The sequence below is a fragment of the Erythrobacter dokdonensis DSW-74 genome (genome assembly GCF_001677335.1).
In the GTDB taxonomy this organism is placed as follows: Bacteria; Pseudomonadota; Alphaproteobacteria; order Sphingomonadales; family Sphingomonadaceae; genus Erythrobacter; species Erythrobacter dokdonensis.
On the sequence record NZ_LZYB01000004.1, the window covers coordinates 117,414 to 135,323 of the forward strand.

A 17,910-nucleotide genomic window follows, 5' to 3' on the forward strand; every position below is an offset into this window, starting at 1 on the left:
GGTTGGCGTGGCATTGTTCGGTCCGGAGAAGAGGGAGGTAAGCATCATGACTTTTTCGCGTATCCTGCTTTCGGGCACCGCCGCGCTGGCGCTGCTCGGCACCAGTGCCTGCGTCACCGACCCCAACACCGGCGAGCGCAAGGTTTCGCGCACAGCGATCGGGACCGGCCTCGGCGGCACGCTCGGCTATCTGCTCGGCGGTGCGATCGGCGGCGACGCCGGACGCATTATCGGTGCGGGTATCGGCGGCTCGGCTGGCGCCATTCTGGGCAAGCAATATGACGACCAGATCCGCACCCTTCGCGAACAGACCGAAGGCACCGGCGTCGAAGTCGAGGAAGTGGGCGATCAGGACGCGATCCTCGTGCGCCTGCCCGACGGGGTGACCTTCGCGACCGGTTCGGCGCAGATCAACCCGGGCTTCTACGACACGCTCAACAATGTCGCGGAAAGCCTGATTACCTATCCCAACAGCCTGATCGACGTCTACGGATTCACCGACACCACCGGCTCGCCCGCCACCAACCAGCGCCTGTCGGAACAGCGCGCGCAGGTGGTCGCGGATTACCTCGCGGCGCGCGGTGTAGCACGCTCGCGCATCGCGACGCAGGGCTTCGGCGAGCAGTATGACTATCTCAGGGTCAAGACTGCCGACGGGGTGAACGAGCCGATGAACCGGCGCGTGGAAATCAAGATCATCCCGATCAGCCAGGAAGATGTGAACGCCGCGCGCGGGAACTGATTTTCCGGTCCGGGACCAGATGAACGGGCTGCCCCGCAGGGCGGCCCGTTTTCGCTTTCAGCGCAGCGCCTTCGCGCGTTCGGCGAGGCGCTCCACCGCTGCGGCATGGATCGCGGGCGAACAAACCAGCACGCCGAAGTCGCGCGGGTCATGCTTGTTATAGGCCAGCGGCCGACCGAAGGCGTCGGTCACATCGGCCCCCGCCTCGCGCGCGATGAGGGTCGCCGCGGCGATATCCCATTCATAACCCCAGCGCAGGGTCGCCACCAGATCGGCACGGTCATCGGCGACCATCGCGATCCTCAATGCAATCGAATTGGGCTGCTCGACCGCGACAAGATCCGCATCCTCCCTGGGCAAGCTGTGCACCGGAACCCGCGCGCCGGCAAACTCCGCGCGGGTACTGGCCCTGAGCCTGCGTCCGTTGAGCGTTGCCCCCTGTCCCGCGACAGCCACCCATTCCTCAGCTCTCGCAGGCGCCGCGAGCATCCCGATCAGCGGCTTGCCGCCACTCACCAGCGCGACCGACACCGCCCAACCATCCCGCCCGCGCACGAAATCGCGAGTGCCGTCGATCGGGTCAACCAGCCAGATCAGGCCGCTGCCGGTCCGGATCTTGTCATCGGCGGTCTCTTCGGAAAGCCACGCGGCGGCGGGCAGCAGGTGATGCAGTTCGCGCTTGAGGAACCGGTCGACCTCGATATCGGCCTCGCTCACCGGATTGTTCGGGCTTTTGTCCCAGCTGGTCAGCGCATGGCCCGCCCCCGGCCAGCGCGAAAGGGCGATGCGGCCCGCCTCGCGGACAATCTCTTCAAGGCGCGACCTGTCAATCATGCGAGTAGCGCTGTTGGCCCTGCACAGAGCACTTTTCAAGAGGGTCGATCCGTGCTTAGGCCCCGCGCGGACGAACCTCTCCCCAGGAATGCATTGAAGGGATCGATACGCAATGAATGTTCACGAATACCAGGCCAAGGAACTGCTCGCGAAGCACGGGATCGCGGTGCCCGCCGGCCATGCCGCGCTGAGCGTCGAGGAAGCGGTCGAAGCCGCGAAGAAGCTGCCCGGGCCGCTCTATGTCGTGAAGGCGCAGATCCACGCAGGGGGACGCGGCAAGGGCAAGTTCAAGGAGCTTGGGCCGGATGCCAAGGGCGGCGTGCGCCTCGCCAAGAGCCTTGATGAAGTGCGCGCCCATGCCGAGGAAATGCTCGGCAACACGCTGGTCACCATCCAGACGGGGGATGCGGGCAAGCAGGTGAACCGCCTCTACATCACCGACGGCGTCGACATCGCCAAGGAATACTACCTCTCGCTGCTGGTCGACCGGGCAACGGGCCGCGTGGCCTTTGTCGTCTCGACCGAAGGCGGGATGGATATCGAGACCGTGGCGCATGACACGCCCGAACTGATCACCACCTTCAGCGTCGATCCCGCGCAGGGCTTCCAGCCGCACCACGGCCGCGCGGTAGCCTTCGCGCTCAAGCTCAAGGGCGATCTCAACAAGCAGGCGCAAAAGCTCGCCAAGCAGCTCTACGACGCCTTCCTCGCCACCGATTGCGAGATGCTGGAGATCAACCCGCTGGTCGAAAGCGAAGACGGCAAGCTGTTGGTGCTCGACGCCAAGATGAGCTTTGACGGCAACGCGCTCTACCGCCACCCCGATATCGAAGCCCTGCGCGACGAGACCGAGGAAGACCCGGCGGAAGTCGAAGCCTCGGAATATGACCTCGCCTACATCAAGCTCGACGGGAACATCGGCTGCATGGTGAACGGCGCAGGCCTCGCGATGGCGACGATGGACATCATCAAGCTGAACGGCGCTTTCCCGGCGAACTTCCTCGACGTGGGCGGCGGTGCCACCACCGAGAAGGTCACCGCGGCCTTCAAGATCATCCTCAAGGACCCGGCGGTCGAGGGCATCCTCGTCAACATCTTCGGCGGGATCATGAAGTGCGACGTGATCGCCAACGGCATCGTGCAGGCGGCCAAGGACGTGAACCTGCAGGTGCCGCTGGTCGTGCGTCTGGAAGGCACGAACGTGGCCGAAGGCAAGGCGATCCTCGACAACTCGGGCCTCGCCATCGTCAGTGCCGACAACCTCGGCGATGCGGCGCAGAAGATCGTCGCGGAAGTGAAGAAGGCCGCCTGATCCGTCAGGCGCTTTTTGGGAAAGCTGATGATGCGGACAATCTGGCTCGGCTGTGCGATGCTGGCTCTGGCAAACCCTGCCAGCCTCATGGCCGAGCCGATTGGCAAGGAGCGCGGGCCGCTCGACAAATTCCGGCAGTTCACGCCGCACTTCGAATTCAGCGTGCCGGCCGATGTGTCGGTGGTCCGTGAATGTGTCGTGAACGAGATCGAGGCAGCGGAACGCGGCAGATCGAAGCCCGCGCCGAAGTTCAAGTCAAAGCTCTCCAAAAAGGGCAATGTCTCGATCGAGAAACTGACATGGAAGGGCAAGACCGACTCGGGGTACACCTACGAGGAGGAGGTCACCTTTTCGTCTGCGTCTGGCTGGACCCGCGTCGATATCGATAACCGGTTCTATCGTCTCAATCCGGAGACAGATCGATTCGAGAACGATGTGGCCTCGTTCCATGGGCGCTGCGGTGTGGCACTTGGCGAGGCTTTCCCCGCCGGAATGCCCCTTCCGCTTGCCTGGGTCAGGGCGAGTGACGACGTCAAGTTCAGTGCGCCGTCGCCAAAGCCTGTTTCGCAGGTAGTCGATTGCCTCACGGTGCGCGACGAAGATCTTGGCGGCGCGCGGATTTCGACAACCTTCGAAGCTGACCACAGGGGCGCATTTTACGCCTATTTCATCACCAGGTTCGACAACTTGGGCAAAATCCGGCGCGAGTATTACGCGGTCAAGGTTTCTCCGACCGACACGGGAAGCCTGCTGGAACTCGTTGCTCCCGATGTTGCGCTGGGATCGGACGATCCTGAAGCTCTGCGGAAGGAAAACTTCGGCGCAGGGTTGATCGATCAATGCGCCGCAACAGGGGCACCCACGGCGTCATGATCCGCTCCGGCCTTCGACGCGTAACTGATTCCGGGCGGGTGCGGATGTGCGCCCCGTCACTTGCTGATTGCCACCCTGCCTCGCTTGACGTTTACGTAAACGCAAGCTAGGCGGGCGGCCAAGGGGCCGGAAGGCCTCGCGTGATTCTTTGAGAGGAAGGACAAGCCATGAAGATCCTCGTCCCCGTCAAGCGGGTGATCGATTACAACGTCAAGCCGCGGGTCAAGGCCGACGGCACGGGCGTTGACCTTGCCAACGTCAAGATGAGCATGAACCCGTTCGACGAGATCGCGGTCGAGGAAGCCATCCGCCTCAAGGAAAAGGGCGCGGCGACCGAGATCGTCGCCGTGAGCATCGGCCCGGCCAAGGCGCAGGAAACCCTGCGCACCGCGCTCGCCATGGGTGCCGACCGCGCGATCCTCGTCGAGACCGAGGAAGAGGTTGAGCCGCTGGCGGTTGCCAAGATCCTCAAGGCCATCGCGGATGAAGAACAGCCGGGCCTCGTCATCCTCGGCAAGCAGTCGATCTCGGACGATTCGAACCAGACCGGGCAGATGCTCGCCGCGCTGATGGGCCGTCCGCAAGGCACGTTCGCCAACACCGTCGAAGTCGATGGCGACAGCGTGACCGTGAAGCGCGAAGTCGATGGCGGCCTTCAGACCGTGAAGCTCGCGCTCCCCGCCATCGTCACCACCGACCTGCGTCTGAACGAGCCGCGCTATGCCTCGCTGCCGAACATCATGAAGGCGAAGCAAAAGCCGCTCGCGACCAAGACCGCCGGTGATTACGGCGTCGATCTGACCCCGCGCCTCAAGACCCTCAAGGTCGCCGAGCCGCCGGTGCGTCAGGCGGGCGAAAAGGTCGCCGACGTCGCCGCGCTGGTCGAGAAGGTCAAGGCGCTCGGCATCGCGTAAGCGTGCCAGCCCTCAGAACAAGGATACATCGAGATGAAGACTCTGGTTCTCGTCGAACATGACAACACCAAGGTGAACGACGCGACGCTCGCGGTGGTCACCGCTGCCGGCAAGCTCGGCGAAGTGCACCTGCTGGTCGCCGGCCTCAATTGCGGTTCGGTTGCCGAAGCGGCTGCCAAGATCGCGGGCGTTTCCAAGGTCCACGTCGCGGACGATGCGGCCTATGCCAACGGTCTTGCGGAAAATGTCGCGCCGCTCGCGGCCGACCTGATGGGCCACCATGATGCGTTTCTCGCCGCTGCCACCACGCAGGGCAAGAACGTCGCCCCGCGCGTCGCCGCGCATCTCGACGTGATGCAGGTGAGCGAAATCCTGTCGGTCGAAGGCCCCAAGACCTTCACCCGCCCGATCTATGCCGGCAACGCCATCGCCACCGTCGAATCGACCGATGCCAAGCTGGTCATCACCGTGCGCGGGACCGCCTTCGAAAAGGCCGCGACCGAAGGCGGTTCGGCGGCAATCGAAGCTGTCGCCGGCCCCGGTGACGCAGGGATTTCGACCTTCGTCAGCTCGGAAATCGCCAAGAGCGAGCGTCCGGAACTGACCAGCGCCAAGGTGATCGTGTCGGGCGGCCGCGCGCTGAAGGACTCCGAGACCTTCGAAAGCGTCATCACCCCGCTCGCCGACAAGCTCGGCGCGGCGATCGGCGCGAGCCGCGCGGCGGTCGATGCGGGCTATGTCCCCAACGATTACCAGGTCGGCCAGACCGGCAAGATCGTCGCTCCGGAAGTCTACTTTGCCATCGGTATCTCGGGCGCGATCCAGCACCTTGCCGGGATGAAGGACTCCAAGGTCATCATCGCCATCAACAAGGACGAGGACGCGCCGATCTTCCAGGTCGCGGATATCGGGCTGGTGGCGGATCTTTACGCGGCGGTTCCGGAGCTCACCGGGGCGCTGTAAGCGCTTCATCGCGAAAGACTTTATTTCGAAGCAAACCTCCGGCAGGTTGTCCACCTGCCGGAGGTTTTTTATTATGCGCGCGCTGCTTTGCCTTTCGCTTGTCCCGTTTGCGGCCATGCCCCTCTCCCCGGCATTCGCAAAGCCCGTCGAGATTGCGCCGAGCACGCCGTGGAATGCGGATTATGGCGAGGGGCGCTGTCGCCTCGCCCGCATTTTTGGTGAAGGCGAGAACCGCCATCTTCTTTTCATCGATCAATATGGTCCCGGCAAAACCTTCGGCCTTACCGTTGCCGGCCCCGCCTATGACCGCTTCGGCCATCGCCAGCGCACCGCGCTTCGGTTCTACGAAGGCCAGCGCCCTTTTCGGACCGCACCCTATACCGGCGAGGTCGAAGGGTTCGGAACCGGTGTTATCTACTCCAATGTCAGCCTCGAGCACGGAACGGAGGATAAGGAGGACGAGGAGGCGCCCGCCAGCCTGCCGCCACTCGACACCGGTCTCGCCGACCAGACCCGCTTCATCGGCCTGCTCCAGCGTGCCAGTGAAGTCCGGCTGATGACCGGGCCGCTTGGCAAGGCCTTTGCCGAACTCAACAAATGCACGCAGGGTCTCGTCGATTCCTGGGGCGTCGATGCCGCGGCGCACCTCACGGCGACCCGCGCGGCCCGCTGGACCAACCAGGACGCGGTCGTGCGCCGCATCCAGGCGAACTATCCCCGCTCAGCCCTGGGTGCCGGACAGCAGGGAATTGTGCGGATGCGTGTGATCATCGACGAGGCAGGCGCGGTGGAGCGATGCACGTTGCTCAACGTGACCGAGGCCGACAAGCTGCAATCGCCCGCCTGCGAGTCAATGCGCGAGGCTCGCTTCGAACCGGCGCTTGACGCATCGGGCCAACCGATGCGGTCGTTCATGAGCACATCAATCGCCTACCAGATCGGAAACTGACCGGCAGGCGCAAGCCTATAACAGCCGCGTCGTTACGAAGTGCAAAGTCATCCCCACCAGACCGCCCACCAGCGTGCCGTTGATGCGGATGAACTGGAGGTCGCGGCCCACCGCGCCTTCGACGCGGGCGGTGATGGTGGTCGCGTCCCAGCGTTTCACGGTCTCCGACACCAGCCGCACGATCTGGTCGCCATAGCGTGTCGCCACGCCGACCATGGTGCGGCGGGCGAAGCGGTTGATCTGCTCCTGCAGCCGCTCGTCCTGCTGCAGCGCCTGCCCCAGTTCGGCGAGCATGTTGCGCATGTCCTCGCCCATCCCGCTTTCCGGATCACGCGCGCGGCGGATCAATGACTGGCGGATGCGCTCCCAAACGCCTGTCCACCACACCGCCACAGCCGGATTGGCGATGAGGTCACGCTTCATCTCCTCGACCCGCGCGCGCGTGTCGGGATCGTGCTGCAAATCCTGCCCCAGCTTCGCCAGCCCCTCCTCGATCTTGCCGCGCAGTGGGTGATCGGGGTTGACCAGCACCTCGGCCAGCAGCTTGTAGAGCCCGTCGAGCACGCTGGAGGAAATGGTCTTGTCCAGCCCCGTCCAGCGCAGCACGCCGGCGACCCGCTGATGGATGATGTCCCGCAGGGTTTCCTCGTTGTCCTCAATGGTCAGGCCCGCCCAGCGCACGAAACCGTCGATCAGCGGCTGGTGGCGTTTGTCGACCATCGCGCTTTCGATCATCCGGCCCGCAAGCGGAGCAATATCGAGCTTGGCGAGTTGGCCCGCGAGCCCGGCGCGCACCTGATTGCCGAGCCTGTCGGGATCAAGGCTTTCGAGCACCTCGGCCAGCAATTCCGCCGCGCCGCTCGTGATGCGCGAGCGTTCGTCGAGGGAGCCGTCCGAAGCCCGTTCCGGCGAAGCGGCAAGAAACTCGCCCGCAGCCTTCGCCACGTTCATCCCCGACATGCGCCGCGCGACCACCGCGGGCGTGAGGAAGTTCTCGCGCAGGAACTGCGCCATGGTGTCGGCGATGCGGTCCTTGTTTTCGGGGATGATCGCGGTGTGCGGAATCGGCAGGCCGAGCGGGTGGCGGAACAGCGCGGTGACCGCGAACCAGTCGGCCAGACCGCCCACCATTGCAGCTTCGGCAAAGGCGTTGACATAGCCCCAGACCGGGTGCGTCGACACAAGCCCGTGCGTGGCAATGAAAAGCACTGCCATCGCGGCGAGCATTCCCGTCGCTGTCCAGCGCATCCGGCGGGCGCGATCCACGCTCAGCGGTTCACCGCGAAAGGTCAGGGGACGGGAGTGACGCATCTCCATCCGGTGATCCTAGCGTGACACAGGTTGCCGCGTCACGCTTTTGTCGCTCATTCTGCCGGTTCGGTGCCCGGCGGCAGGCGGCGCGCCGGGACCGGCTTGGCATTGCCGGGCAGGCCGGGAAAGGGCAGGTCCGGCTCTGGCCCATGCTCCGGAGTGCCCTGCGGGCGGCTATCGTCGCCGGGCTTGTAGGTCAGCAGCCGCGCCCGCAACCACGGCCCGGCGCGCTTCTCGAACCCGTCGGCCAGGCTGAAGCCGGCGGGCACGATCAGCAGGGTCAGCAGGGTCGAAAGAACCAGCCCGCCGATGACCACCACGCCCATCGGCTGGCGCCACGCCCCGTCGCCGGAAAGCGACAGCGCGACCGGAACCATGCCCGCCGTCATGGCGACCGTGGTCATCACGATCGGCTGCGCGCGCTTGTGCCCGGCGTCCATGATGGCCTCCAGCTTGCCGACGCCCTTGGCCATTTCCTCGATCGCAAAGTCTATCAGCAGGATCGAGTTCTTGGACACGATCCCGAGCAGCAGCAGGATGCCGATATAGACCGGCATCGATTGCGGCTGGCCCAGCAACCAGACAAGCAGCACGCCGCCCAGCGGCGCCAGCGCCAGCGAGGTCATGTTGACCAGCGGGCTCATCAGGCGCTTGTAGAGCAGCACCAGCACGGCAAAGACCAGCAGCACCCCTGATATGATCGCGATGATCAGGTTCTGGATCAGCTCGGCCTGCCATTCATCCTCGCCCACCACATCGCGGATCACGCCGGTGGGCAGGTCCTGGAGCACCGGCAGCGCGTCGATCTGGGCCTGCGCTTCGCCCTTCAGCACGCCCGCGGCCAGATCTGCCCCCACCAGCACGCGGCGGTTCTGGTTGTAACGCTGGATCGCGGTCGGGCCGGAACCGAAAGTAATGTCAGCCACCCGGCTCAACGGCACCGAGCCGCCATTGGCTGTGGGAACCGGCAGGTTCTCGATCGTGCTGAAATCGCTGCGGGCTTCCTCTGAAAGGCGCACGACGATCGGAATCTGGCGGTCGGAAAGCGAGAAACGCGCTGCGTTCTGCTCGATCTCGCCCAGCGTCGCGATGCGGATCGTCTGCGACAGGGCCGCAGTGGTCACGCCGAGTTCGGCGGCGATCTTGTCGCGCGGGGTGATGATGATCTCGGGCCGGTTGAGGTCGGCGCTGATGCGCGGCGCGACGAGCGTGTTAAGCCCCTTCATCTGCTCGACCAGCCGGGTCGCGGTCTGCTCGAGCAGGACGGGATCGGAACCGGCCAGCATCACCGTCATGTCGCGGCCCGAACCGAACCCTGCGCTTTGTGACTGGAAACGCACGCGCGCATCGGGGATCTTGGCCAACACGGGGGCCAGCTCGCGCTCGAACTGGATCGAACTGCGCGCCCGGTCTTCCTTGAGCTTGACGAAGATCGAGGACGTCTCGCCCAGCCGGATGCGCTCCAGCAAGCGCTCGACTTCCGGCTCCTCGCGCAGCCGGTCGGCGACAGCGTTCACGATCCGCTTAGTCTCGGGGAGCGTCGTGCCGGGCACGACTTCGATCTGGACCTGGCTGTTCTCGTCGTCGATGGTGGGCTGGAACTGCGGCGGGGTCTGGCCGAACAGCAGGATCGTCATCAGGAACGAGAACCAGCCGATCGCCAGCATCCACACGCGGTGATCATAGAAGCGCGCGGTCAGCCAGCGGGCGCCCTGCGCGATCCGGCTCGATCCGCCCGCGGGCAGTTCGAACAGCTTGAAGGTCAGCCAACCGGCCCCGAAGGACAGGCCGGACACGAGCAAGACCTGCACGATCTCGAAGATCTTGGCGACCAGCTTGTAGACAAAGCCGTTGCTGTCGCTCGAAACCGCGCTCGCCACGAGCTTCGGGACCTCGAAACCGGCGATGCCTTTCCACGGCGGGGCAACCCCGACAGACTCGGCAATCATGGCCGAAACCGAACCGCTGAAGCTTTCGAACAGGGTCACGGCGGTAACCAGCAGAAGAGCAATGACCGCAAACAGCAGCGAGGGGACGTAGATCATGCGCCGCTGCGGACCTTCCAGCCCGGCGCGGCGGGACTCCATCTTGCCCGTGTCGAGCGTCCAGGCCAGCACCCGCATATAGGCATCGATCAGCGGGCCTTCGCCGTGTTCGGCCTGGCCCTGCGCCTTGAGGAAATAGGCCGCCATCAGCGGCGTGATCATGCGCGCCACGGCCAGCGACATCAGCACCGCGACCACCACGGTGATCCCGAAGTTCTGGAAGAACTGGCCCGACACGCCCGGCATCAGGCCGACCGGCAGGAACACCGCGACGATGCAGAAGCTGGTCGCCACCACCGGCAGGCCGATTTCGTCAGCAGCGTCGATACTTGCCTGATAGGCGGTCTTGCCCATGCGCATGTGCCGCACGATGTTCTCGATCTCCACGATCGCATCGTCGACCAGCACCCCCGCTACCAGCGCCAGCGCCAGCAGCGAGAGGAAGTTGAGGTTGAACCCGAGCAGGTCCATGAACCAGAAGGTCGGGATCGCCGACAGCGGGATCGCGACCGCCGAAATGAAGGTCGCGCGCCAGTCGCGCAAGAAGATGAACACCACGACCACCGCCAGCACCGCGCCTTCGAACAGCGCCCACATCGAGGACTTGTACTGGCTGCGGGTATAGGTGGTGTTGGTCGAGAGCTTGATGAACTTCACGCCCTCGTTCTCGGCCTCGATCGCGTCCATCTCCTCCAGCGCGGCGTCGTAGACGGTGAGATCGGAGGCCCCGCGCGCACGGCTCATGGCGAAGTTGACGACTTCCTTGCCGTTCACTTCACTGATCGAGGTGCGCTCGGAATAGCCGTCGCGCACGGTGGCGACGTCGGCCAGCCGGACGGTGCGCCCGCCGCCGAGCTGGATCTGGGTCTGCGAGAGGGCATAGGCGTCGTCCGAATTGCCAAGCACGCGCAGCGACTGGCGAGTGCCGCCGATCTCTGCGAGGCCGCCAGCCGCGTCGAGATTGACCTGCCGCAGCACGGCGTTGATCTGCGAGGCGGTGACTCCGAAGGACTGCATCCGCGCCGGGTCGAGGATGACCTCGATCTCGCGGTCGACCCCGCCGAAGCGGTTGACTTCGGCCATGCCCTCGATCTTGAGCAGCCGCTTGGCCACGGTGTCGTCGATGAACCAGCTGAGCTGCTCGATCGTCATGTCGTTGGCTTCGACCGCGACATAGCCGATCGGCTCGCCGACCACGTTGACCTTGCGCACCTGCGGCTCGAGAATCCCGTCGGGCAGGCTGCCGCGCACCCCGTCGATGGCGGTCTCGACCTCGTTGACCGCCTCGATCAGGTCGGTGCCGATCTCGAATTCGACAAAGGTGTTGGAACTGCCCTCGCGCGCGGTGGACTGCAACGAATTGACCCCGTTGATCGAACGCAGCGCGCTTTCGACGCGCTGGGTGATCTGGTTCTCGATCTCGGTCGGGGACGCCCCGGGCTGGGCGATGGTCACGCTCACTGCCGGAAACTCGACATCCGGCTTGTCGATCACATCCATCCGCAGGAAACTGACGATTCCCACGAACAGCAGGCCGGTGAAGAACACCAGCGGAATCACCGGATTGCGGATCGACCAGGCCGAGATGTCGCGGAGAGCCATATTGTTCCTTGTTGCCTGTCTTCCTGCCAGTTACGCGCCCGCGGCGCGACCGGATGGGTCGCCTGCTTCTGCGGCCTATTTCTTCTGGGGCTGCGGGTTGATGGTCTCGCCCGGGTTGAGGAAACCGCCGGCGCGCAGCACCACCTGTTCGGTGCCGGACAGGCCCTCGGTGATGGCGAGGCCCTGCTTGGTCACCGCCCCGGTCTTGACCGCACGACGCACGGCCTTGCTTTCCTCGCCCACGACATAGACGAAGCTGCCCTCCTCGTCGGCGAGAACAGCGCTTTCGGGCAATACGGTGGCGGTGAAGCTGCCGCTGCTGAGGCGCGCGGTGGCAAAGCCGCCGGGCCGCAGCGCGCGGTCGAAGGGCAGCGCGATGCGGGCCGTGCCCTGCCGCGTAGCCTGGTCGATCACCGGGGAAAGCTGCCACACCTGGCCCGCAAACTGCTTGTCCGAACCGGCCGGGACCACGGTCGCCATGGTGCCGACCGAAAGACCCGCAAGCTGGTCCTCGCTCAGCTGCGCGAGCATTTCCATCTCGCCGCCGCTGGCGATGGTGAACAGCGCGCCGTTGCCCGGGCCGACCGTCTGGCCGGGCTCGACGTTCCGCTGGAGCACGTAGCCGGTGGCCGGAGCAAGGATGTTGAGCCGGTCGTTGCGGGCGCGCAGTTCGCGCAGCTGGGCCTCGGCAACCTTGACCCGCGCCGCGGCAGCATCGCGGGTAGCGGTGAGGCGGTCGACATCGGCCTTGGAAACGAACCCGCGCTCCACCAGTTGCAACGCGCGGTCGAGATTGGCCTGGGCAATATTGGCGTCGGCCCGGGCAACCTCGATCTGCGCGGCCTGCGCCTCGGCCTGCTGGACCTGCACCGAACGGTCGATCACCGCCAGCACCTGTCCCTGCTGCACCCAGTCGCCGGCATCGACCGTGACGCGCACGACCTGCCCGCCCTCGCCGACCGCACCGACAGGCATCGGGCGCCGCGCCGCGAGCGTGCCCGGCGCTTCGATGGTGCCTGCCACGGTCGTCTGGCCCGGTGTGATGACCGTCACCACCGGGGCCTGGGAATTGTCGTCACCCGTCGCAACGGGTTCGCCGCCAGCCAGCGCGAAATAGGCGCCGATCGCCAGCAGCAGGGCAAACAGACCCAACCCGCCGAGGATCAGCCAGCGAGGCACGCGCGGGGCCGCCAGCGTCCGCGCGCCGGCAAGGTCGGTTGTCACCCCGTCGGCAGCTTCGGCCCGGATGGTGGTTGCGTAATTCATTCTCGTTCCCTCGTCGGAGACGTTCACCCGCGCGCGGATATACAGCCCCTGAGTGTATTACCCTGATAAGTCACCAAGCGCAACGCTAGATAGGCGCGAGCAGCCATGCGGGCAATGCCCGCATCGACGGGTGACTTTCACACCAGACGAAGGACGGGGTGAAAGGTTTCGGAAATTCGGCGCACAGGCTTCAGCGCAAGCGGCCGCGCTTGATGAGATTGACGATGCCGAGCAGCACAACAGCGCCGAGCACGGCAACCATCAGGCCGGTAATCGAGAATTCCTGCACGCTGCCACCGATGCCCAGCAAGGGTCCGGCAATCGCGTTGCCGACGACCGAGCCGACGCAGCCGACCACGATATTCCAGAAAATTCCCATCGAGGCATCGCGGTTCATGATCAGGCTTGCAAGCCAGCCGGCAACGCCGCCGACGATCAGTGCGATGATCCACCCCATTCGATTGCTCCCTCCCTGCATGCGGCGGACAGGTGCCGCCTGCGCGAGGAGAGTGAATAGACGACTTTTCCGGATCAGGCCACCCCGCAGCGGCTCTGCGGGCAGTTAGTACTTGAGCTGGCGCTGGTAGAGATCGCGATAGTGCTGGATCTTGGTCACACGCAGGCCATGCATGCCCGAACGGTCGACCGCGCGCTGCCACGAGGCGAATTCCTCGAGCGTCAGGCCATAGCGTGCCAGCGCCTCGTCAAGCGTGAGCAACCCGCCATTGACGGCGGCCACGACCTCGGCCTTGCGGCGCACGACCCAGCGCTTGGTGTCGGGCGACGGCAAGTCGGCGAGCGTCAGCGGCTCGCCGAGCGGGCCGATCACCTGTGCGGGGCGGATGTCCTGGTTTTCCATCATTTTCTGTCTCTCGCATCGCCTCCGGTCGCGTCCGCGGCAGGATCGGACCTGTGGTCAGACCCCGCATCATCGCGGACAGCCGCGCTGTAGCCGTCGTTGCCACCAGAGGCTTTAGAGCGGTCTAAAGCATCAAGGTTAATGTCGGGTTCGTCATTGTCGATCATCGCGAAATAACTCGCCGCCGCATCGCCGAAGCTGGCAGCAACGGCGTCGATCCGGCCCTGCGATTCGTTCCGCAGCAGGAGGCGCAGATCGCGCGCGGCATTGAGCCGGGCGGTGATTTCGCTCCATTCGACGGCACGCAATGCATCGCCCGCACGCCGCGACCCGCGCGGTTCGGGCCGGTCGCCGGCAAGCCCCGTGACGGGCAAACGCAAGCGCGCACCATCTTCGGGCCGCCGGGCAAGTGGCAGACGAAACGTCATGGAAGCAGGGTCGACTTTCTCGAACATCATTCCGCGTTCTAACGCGAGTGCGTCAAGATCGGGTAAAACTGCCATTTACCCGACCTTAGGAATAGCCCTGCTGCTGCGGAAACCCTGGGAGATGCCGTGGGGCTGGCGAAAGGCGGCCAGGATCGCTATATCGCGCCGCGTTCCCATGGATACGCCAACACTCCCCAAGGCCGGCCTGCTGAGCGGGCCCGAAGCCGCCGCGCTTTTCGATCTGCCCCGCCCTGCGTCCGAATGCCGGATCGTGGTGGCGATGAGCGGCGGGGTCGATTCGTCGGTGGTGGCAGCCATCGCCGCGGCTTCCGGCGCGGAAGTGATCGGCATCACGCTCCAGCTTTACGATTATGGCGCGGCGACGGGTCGCAAGGGTGCGTGCTGCGCGGGCGACGATATCCGCGATGCGCGGGCCGTGGCCGACCGGCTCGGCATCGCGCATTACGTGTTTGACCATGAAAACGCCTTTCGCGAGGAGGTGGTCGAACAGTTCGCCGACGAATATCTCGCCGGGCGCACACCGGTGCCCTGCATCCGCTGCAACATGGGGCCCAAGTTCACCGACCTGTTCCGCATGGCGCGCGAGCTGGGCGCGGATTGCCTTGCCACCGGACATTACGTGCGCCGGGTGATGACCGCTGACGGCCCGCAGCTGCACCGCGCCTTCGATCCGGCGCGCGACCAGTCCTATTTTCTTTACGGCACCACCGACGCGCAGCTCGATTACCTTCGCTTTCCGCTCGGCGGAATGCCCAAGCCGCAGGTGCGCGAGCTGGCCGAGGCGGCGGGCCTGAGGAACGCGGCCAAGCCGGATTCGCAGGACATCTGTTTCGTGCCCGACGGCAACTACGCGAAGATCGTCACCAAGGTTCGTCCCGAAGGCGCGGCGCCCGGCGCGATTGTGCACGCTGCCACCGGCGCGGTGCTGGGCGAGCACAAGGGTATCGTCCATTTCACCGTCGGCCAGCGCAAGGGTCTGGAGATCGGCGGCCAGCCCGAGCCGCTCTATGTGGTCGGCCTTGATGCTGCGGCGCGCGAGGTGCGGGTGGGGCCCAAGCGTATGCTCGCCGTGAGCGCCGCCCGCCTGACCGAGACCAACCGCATCGGGCCGCTGCCTGACGAACCGCTGACCGCCAAGGTGCGCAGTCTCGCCAAGCCGGTGCCGGTAACCCTCGAAGGCCCGCTGGGAGATGGTGCGGCGACCTCGATCCGTTTCGCCGCGCCCGAATTCGGCGTCGCCCCCGGGCAGGCGGCAGTGATCTATGCCGGTGAGCGTGTGGTCGGCGGCGGGTGGATCGATTCGACCGAGAAGGTGACGGCCTAGCGCTGGCCGCCCGAAAGCAGCGGTCGGCGCCCTCTGGATCGCGCCAGACCCCTTCTTGACCCCTGCCAGACCCCTCTCAGCCCAGCCCGGGATCGCGTGTTTCACGTGGAACATTCGCCACCGGGCGGATGGCGGCGGGCCTCATTCCTCCCAGGGTTCAAGCACGCAGCCATAGCCTTCGCGGTAGGTGGCGGTCGCCTCGGCCACCAGCGGAAAGCGCGCCGTGACACTCCTCGCCTGACTGTCATCGACCAGCGTGACCGCTTCCATTCCCGGCAGCTTGTCCTTGGCGCAATCCTCGAGGCTGCGCCCCGCGACGAAGCGGCACGAGCAGGCGACACGCGCCGAATAGGCCGAGGCGATGCTGCCATAGCCGTTGATCGGCTCGCGGAAAGCCCAGGCAGCCCCGCCGGCAACGAACGCGATGAGTGCCAGCAGCCACAGCCCGTAGCGCGGGCGGCGCGCGGATGAGGAAGGGGATGATTTCGCCATTGCCAAGCCTTGTCGCTTCGGGAATTGAGGGCGCGATGACCCTCGCCAACCGCTTCCATAACCGCCCGTTCCTGCTCGCACCAGCCCTGCTGCTGCTCGCAGGCTGCGGCGCTGCCCCGCCCGCCGAAACCCCGCTTTCCGAGGCCGCGCTGGCTGCAGTCACCGCCGATGCGGGCGCGCCGAAGGACCAGCTCGCCCGCCGGATCGATGACATATTCACGGCCCCCGGCGTAGGCGAAACCCGCGCGGTGGTGCTGATGGCCGACGGCAAACTCGCTGCCGAACGCTATGCCGATGGCTATGACGCGGACACCCGCTTCGTCAGCTGGTCGATGGCCAAGACCGTCACCGGCGTGCTGATCGGGATGCTCGTCGCGGACGGGTTGCTGGCTTTGGACGAACCTGCCCCCGTGCCGCTGTGGCAGCGCCCGGGTGATCCCCGCGCCGGGATAACCCTCAGACACCTGCTCCAGATGCGCAGCGGACTACGCCACACCGAGGCGGGTGACCCACCTTACGAATCCTCCGAAGTCCGGATGCTGTTCCTCGACGGGCGCGACGACATGGCGCGCTGGGCCAGGGAACAGCCGCTGGAGGCAGAGCCGGGCAAGCAGTTCGAATATTCCTCGAACACCAGCGTGATCCTCGCCGACATCGCCGCGCGGGCGCTGACCGACAGCAGCGATCCCGAGGCGCGGCGCAAGGCGGTGGCCAACTACCTCGAACAGCGCCTGTTCGGGCCTCTGGGCATGACCAGCATGGTGCCCGAGTTCGATGCCAGCGGCACGCTGATCGGAGGCAGCCTCATGCACGCCACAGCGCGCGACTGGGCGAAGTTCGGCGAAATGCTGCGCCGCAAGGGCCGGGCGCCGGGCGGCGAACAGCTGGTGCCGCAACGCTGGGTTGAGGCGATGGTGACGCCCTCTCCCGCCAGCCCGCACTACGGCTTCCAGACCTGGCTCAACCGCCCGATCCCCGGCGTGGCAGCCAGCGAGCACCCCCTGTTCCCCGACCGCGCGCCGCAAAGCCTGTTCTCGCTGATCGGCCATATGGGCCAATATGTCCTCGTCTCGCCCGCACAGCGGGTGACTCTGGTGCGGCTTGGCCATTCGGGAGCCGAGGAGCGCAAGGCGATGCTGCAGCAGACGGCGGACGTCCTGGAGCTTTACCCCGCGAAGTAGAACACGCCCTCGACCACGGTCACGCAAGGCCCGCCCAGCCATGCGCGGTCGCCATCCAGCCGCAGCGTGAGATCACCTCCGCGCGTGGAGGCCTGATGCGCGGTAAAGCGGTCACGCCCCAGCCGCTTGGCCCAGTAAGGCGTCAGTGCGGCGTGGGCCGAGCCGGTGACGCTGTCCTCGTCGACCCCGCCGCCGGGCACGAATACGCGGCTGACAATATCGGTGCGGCTGCCGGGCGCGGTGACGATGAACTGGTCCGTGCCGAGTTGCTCCAGCCCGCGAATATCGGGCGTCAGAGCGCGCACCGCCGCTTCGTTCTCGTATTGATAGACGTTGTATCCCAGCTCTGATCGGAACACTTCCAGCGGCTCCGCGCCGAGCAGGCGTATCGCTTCGGCCTGTTCGGCAGAAGTGTCAGCCGTGGTGACAATCGCCGGGAGCGAGAGCTCGTAACCCTCGCCCTCGCGCCGCACTTCGAGAATGCCCGACTGGCGGGTGCGGAAGGTGATCCGATCGCCGCCGTCGCGCGTCAGCAGCACATGGCCGCTTGCCAGCGTCGCATGGCCGCACAGCGCGATTTCGCAGGTCGGGGTGCACCAGCGCAGCTCCCAGTCCACCGCGCCCGTTTCGTCGCGCACCACAAAGGCGGTTTCGGCGAAATTGTTCTCGTCCCCGATCGCCACCAGCACATCGTCGGGCAGCCATTCATCCAGCACCATCACCGCCGCCTGGTTGCCGCCGAAGGGCCGCGCGCTGAAGGCATCGACGTGCCAATAGGGGATCCGCATGGCCAT

The 17,910-nt window shown here is 65.7% G+C and carries 17 protein-coding genes; 8 read left to right on the plus strand and 9 right to left on the minus strand.

Features of this window, described 5'->3' with window-relative positions; all coding sequences use genetic code 11:
* Nucleotides 1–46: 46 nt before the first annotated feature.
* A complete protein-coding gene (locus tag I603_RS09340; RefSeq protein ID WP_068864773.1) occupies nucleotides 47–742 on the plus strand; it encodes an OmpA family protein in 696 nt (231 codons plus the stop codon).
* Nucleotides 743–799: 57 nt separating this feature from the next.
* On the opposite strand, the gene I603_RS09345 is transcribed toward I603_RS09340, so the two are convergent.
* Nucleotides 800–1,576 (minus strand): 3'(2'),5'-bisphosphate nucleotidase CysQ, encoded by a 777-nt coding sequence (locus I603_RS09345; protein WP_068864393.1) that lies wholly within the window; start codon nucleotides 1,574–1,576, stop codon nucleotides 800–802.
* 112 nt (nucleotides 1,577–1,688) lie between these two features.
* On the opposite strand from I603_RS09345, the gene sucC reads away from it, so the two are divergent.
* From sucC to I603_RS09370, 5 genes are all read left to right on the plus strand, one after another.
* Nucleotides 1,689–2,888, plus strand: coding sequence for an ADP-forming succinate--CoA ligase subunit beta (gene sucC / locus I603_RS09350; RefSeq protein ID WP_068864395.1), 1,200 nt, complete (start codon nucleotides 1,689–1,691; stop codon nucleotides 2,886–2,888).
* A gap of 87 nt (nucleotides 2,889–2,975) precedes the next feature.
* Nucleotides 2,976–3,761 (plus strand): hypothetical protein, encoded by a 786-nt coding sequence (locus I603_RS09355; RefSeq protein ID WP_143736694.1) that lies wholly within the window; start codon nucleotides 2,976–2,978, stop codon nucleotides 3,759–3,761.
* A gap of 167 nt (nucleotides 3,762–3,928) precedes the next feature.
* Entirely contained in the window at nucleotides 3,929–4,675 is a 747-nt protein-coding gene (locus tag I603_RS09360) for an electron transfer flavoprotein subunit beta/FixA family protein (protein WP_068864399.1), read from the plus strand.
* Nucleotides 4,676–4,708: 33 nt separating this feature from the next.
* Complete coding sequence (locus tag I603_RS09365; RefSeq protein WP_068864401.1) at nucleotides 4,709–5,638, plus strand: electron transfer flavoprotein subunit alpha/FixB family protein; 930 nt, start codon at nucleotides 4,709–4,711, stop codon at nucleotides 5,636–5,638.
* Nucleotides 5,639–5,753: 115 nt separating this feature from the next.
* A complete protein-coding gene (locus tag I603_RS09370; RefSeq protein ID WP_158093640.1) occupies nucleotides 5,754–6,587 on the plus strand; it encodes an energy transducer TonB in 834 nt (277 codons plus the stop codon).
* A gap of 15 nt (nucleotides 6,588–6,602) precedes the next feature.
* Here the strand turns inward: I603_RS09370 and I603_RS09375 are convergent, their stop codons facing one another.
* The 6 genes from I603_RS09375 to I603_RS09400 all read right to left on the minus strand — a co-directional run bounded on the left by I603_RS09375 (nucleotide 6,603) and on the right by I603_RS09400 (nucleotide 14,128).
* The gene (locus I603_RS09375; protein ID WP_084440048.1) at nucleotides 6,603–7,898 is read right to left on the minus strand and encodes a DUF445 domain-containing protein; all 1,296 of its coding nucleotides are present in this window, start codon (nucleotides 7,896–7,898) and stop codon (nucleotides 6,603–6,605) included.
* Between the two features lie 53 nt (nucleotides 7,899–7,951).
* On the minus strand, nucleotides 7,952–11,545 hold the full coding sequence (locus tag I603_RS09380) for an efflux RND transporter permease subunit (protein WP_068864407.1): 3,594 nt from the start codon (nucleotides 11,543–11,545) through the stop codon (nucleotides 7,952–7,954).
* A gap of 75 nt (nucleotides 11,546–11,620) precedes the next feature.
* Nucleotides 11,621–12,811 (minus strand): efflux RND transporter periplasmic adaptor subunit, encoded by a 1,191-nt coding sequence (locus I603_RS09385; RefSeq protein ID WP_068864408.1) that lies wholly within the window; start codon nucleotides 12,809–12,811, stop codon nucleotides 11,621–11,623.
* 190 nt (nucleotides 12,812–13,001) lie between these two features.
* Nucleotides 13,002–13,268, minus strand: a complete 267-nt coding sequence (locus tag I603_RS09390) for a GlsB/YeaQ/YmgE family stress response membrane protein (protein ID WP_068864410.1) — start codon at nucleotides 13,266–13,268, stop codon at nucleotides 13,002–13,004.
* A 105-nt stretch (nucleotides 13,269–13,373) separates the two neighbouring features.
* Nucleotides 13,374–13,673, minus strand: coding sequence for a CtrA inhibitor SciP (sciP, locus tag I603_RS09395; protein ID WP_068864412.1), 300 nt, complete (start codon nucleotides 13,671–13,673; stop codon nucleotides 13,374–13,376).
* Nucleotides 13,670–14,128: a hypothetical protein gene (locus tag I603_RS09400; RefSeq protein WP_068864414.1), complete on the minus strand. Its 459-nt coding sequence runs from the start codon at nucleotides 14,126–14,128 to the stop codon at nucleotides 13,670–13,672. The genes sciP and I603_RS09400 overlap by 4 nt, the downstream gene beginning before the upstream one ends.
* A gap of 145 nt (nucleotides 14,129–14,273) precedes the next feature.
* Here I603_RS09400 and mnmA point away from each other — a divergent pair, with 145 nt between their 5' ends.
* The gene (mnmA, locus tag I603_RS09405; RefSeq protein WP_068864416.1) at nucleotides 14,274–15,443 is read left to right on the plus strand and encodes a tRNA 2-thiouridine(34) synthase MnmA; all 1,170 of its coding nucleotides are present in this window, start codon (nucleotides 14,274–14,276) and stop codon (nucleotides 15,441–15,443) included.
* 141 nt (nucleotides 15,444–15,584) lie between these two features.
* On the opposite strand, the gene I603_RS09410 is transcribed toward mnmA, so the two are convergent.
* Nucleotides 15,585–15,935, minus strand: a complete 351-nt coding sequence (locus tag I603_RS09410) for a hypothetical protein (protein ID WP_068864418.1) — start codon at nucleotides 15,933–15,935, stop codon at nucleotides 15,585–15,587.
* A gap of 35 nt (nucleotides 15,936–15,970) precedes the next feature.
* On the opposite strand from I603_RS09410, the gene I603_RS09415 reads away from it, so the two are divergent.
* The gene (locus tag I603_RS09415; protein ID WP_068864420.1) at nucleotides 15,971–17,116 is read left to right on the plus strand and encodes a serine hydrolase domain-containing protein; all 1,146 of its coding nucleotides are present in this window, start codon (nucleotides 15,971–15,973) and stop codon (nucleotides 17,114–17,116) included.
* On the opposite strand, the gene I603_RS09420 is transcribed toward I603_RS09415, so the two are convergent.
* Nucleotides 17,101–17,910, minus strand: a complete 810-nt coding sequence (locus I603_RS09420; protein ID WP_084440015.1) for a PhzF family phenazine biosynthesis protein — start codon at nucleotides 17,908–17,910, stop codon at nucleotides 17,101–17,103. The genes I603_RS09415 and I603_RS09420 overlap by 16 nt on opposite strands.

Coding starts and splice junctions, on each gene's coding strand:
- sciP (WP_068864412.1), bottom strand. CDS start 13,673: ATGATGGAAAACCAGGACATCCGCCCCGCACAGGTGATCGGCCCGCTC.
- I603_RS09375 (WP_084440048.1), bottom strand. CDS start 7,898: ATGCGTCACTCCCGTCCCCTGACCTTTCGCGGTGAACCGCTGAGCGTG.
- I603_RS09380 (WP_068864407.1), bottom strand. CDS start 11,545: ATGGCTCTCCGCGACATCTCGGCCTGGTCGATCCGCAATCCGGTGATT.
- I603_RS09410 (WP_068864418.1), bottom strand. CDS start 15,935: ATGGCGAAATCATCCCCTTCCTCATCCGCGCGCCGCCCGCGCTACGGG.
- I603_RS09370 (WP_158093640.1), top strand. CDS start 5,754: ATGCCCCTCTCCCCGGCATTCGCAAAGCCCGTCGAGATTGCGCCGAGC.
- I603_RS09420 (WP_084440015.1), bottom strand. CDS start 17,910: ATGGCCATGCGGATCCCCTATTGGCACGTCGATGCCTTCAGCGCGCGG.
- I603_RS09385 (WP_068864408.1), bottom strand. CDS start 12,811: ATGAATTACGCAACCACCATCCGGGCCGAAGCTGCCGACGGGGTGACA.
- I603_RS09365 (WP_068864401.1), top strand. CDS start 4,709: ATGAAGACTCTGGTTCTCGTCGAACATGACAACACCAAGGTGAACGAC.
- I603_RS09340 (WP_068864773.1), top strand. CDS start 47: ATGACTTTTTCGCGTATCCTGCTTTCGGGCACCGCCGCGCTGGCGCTG.
- I603_RS09390 (WP_068864410.1), bottom strand. CDS start 13,268: ATGGGGTGGATCATCGCACTGATCGTCGGCGGCGTTGCCGGCTGGCTT.
- I603_RS09415 (WP_068864420.1), top strand. CDS start 15,971: ATGACCCTCGCCAACCGCTTCCATAACCGCCCGTTCCTGCTCGCACCA.
- I603_RS09345 (WP_068864393.1), bottom strand. CDS start 1,576: ATGATTGACAGGTCGCGCCTTGAAGAGATTGTCCGCGAGGCGGGCCGC.
- I603_RS09400 (WP_068864414.1), bottom strand. CDS start 14,128: ATGATGTTCGAGAAAGTCGACCCTGCTTCCATGACGTTTCGTCTGCCA.
- I603_RS09360 (WP_068864399.1), top strand. CDS start 3,929: ATGAAGATCCTCGTCCCCGTCAAGCGGGTGATCGATTACAACGTCAAG.
- mnmA (WP_068864416.1), top strand. CDS start 14,274: ATGGATACGCCAACACTCCCCAAGGCCGGCCTGCTGAGCGGGCCCGAA.
- I603_RS09355 (WP_143736694.1), top strand. CDS start 2,976: ATGGCCGAGCCGATTGGCAAGGAGCGCGGGCCGCTCGACAAATTCCGG.
- sucC (WP_068864395.1), top strand. CDS start 1,689: ATGAATGTTCACGAATACCAGGCCAAGGAACTGCTCGCGAAGCACGGG.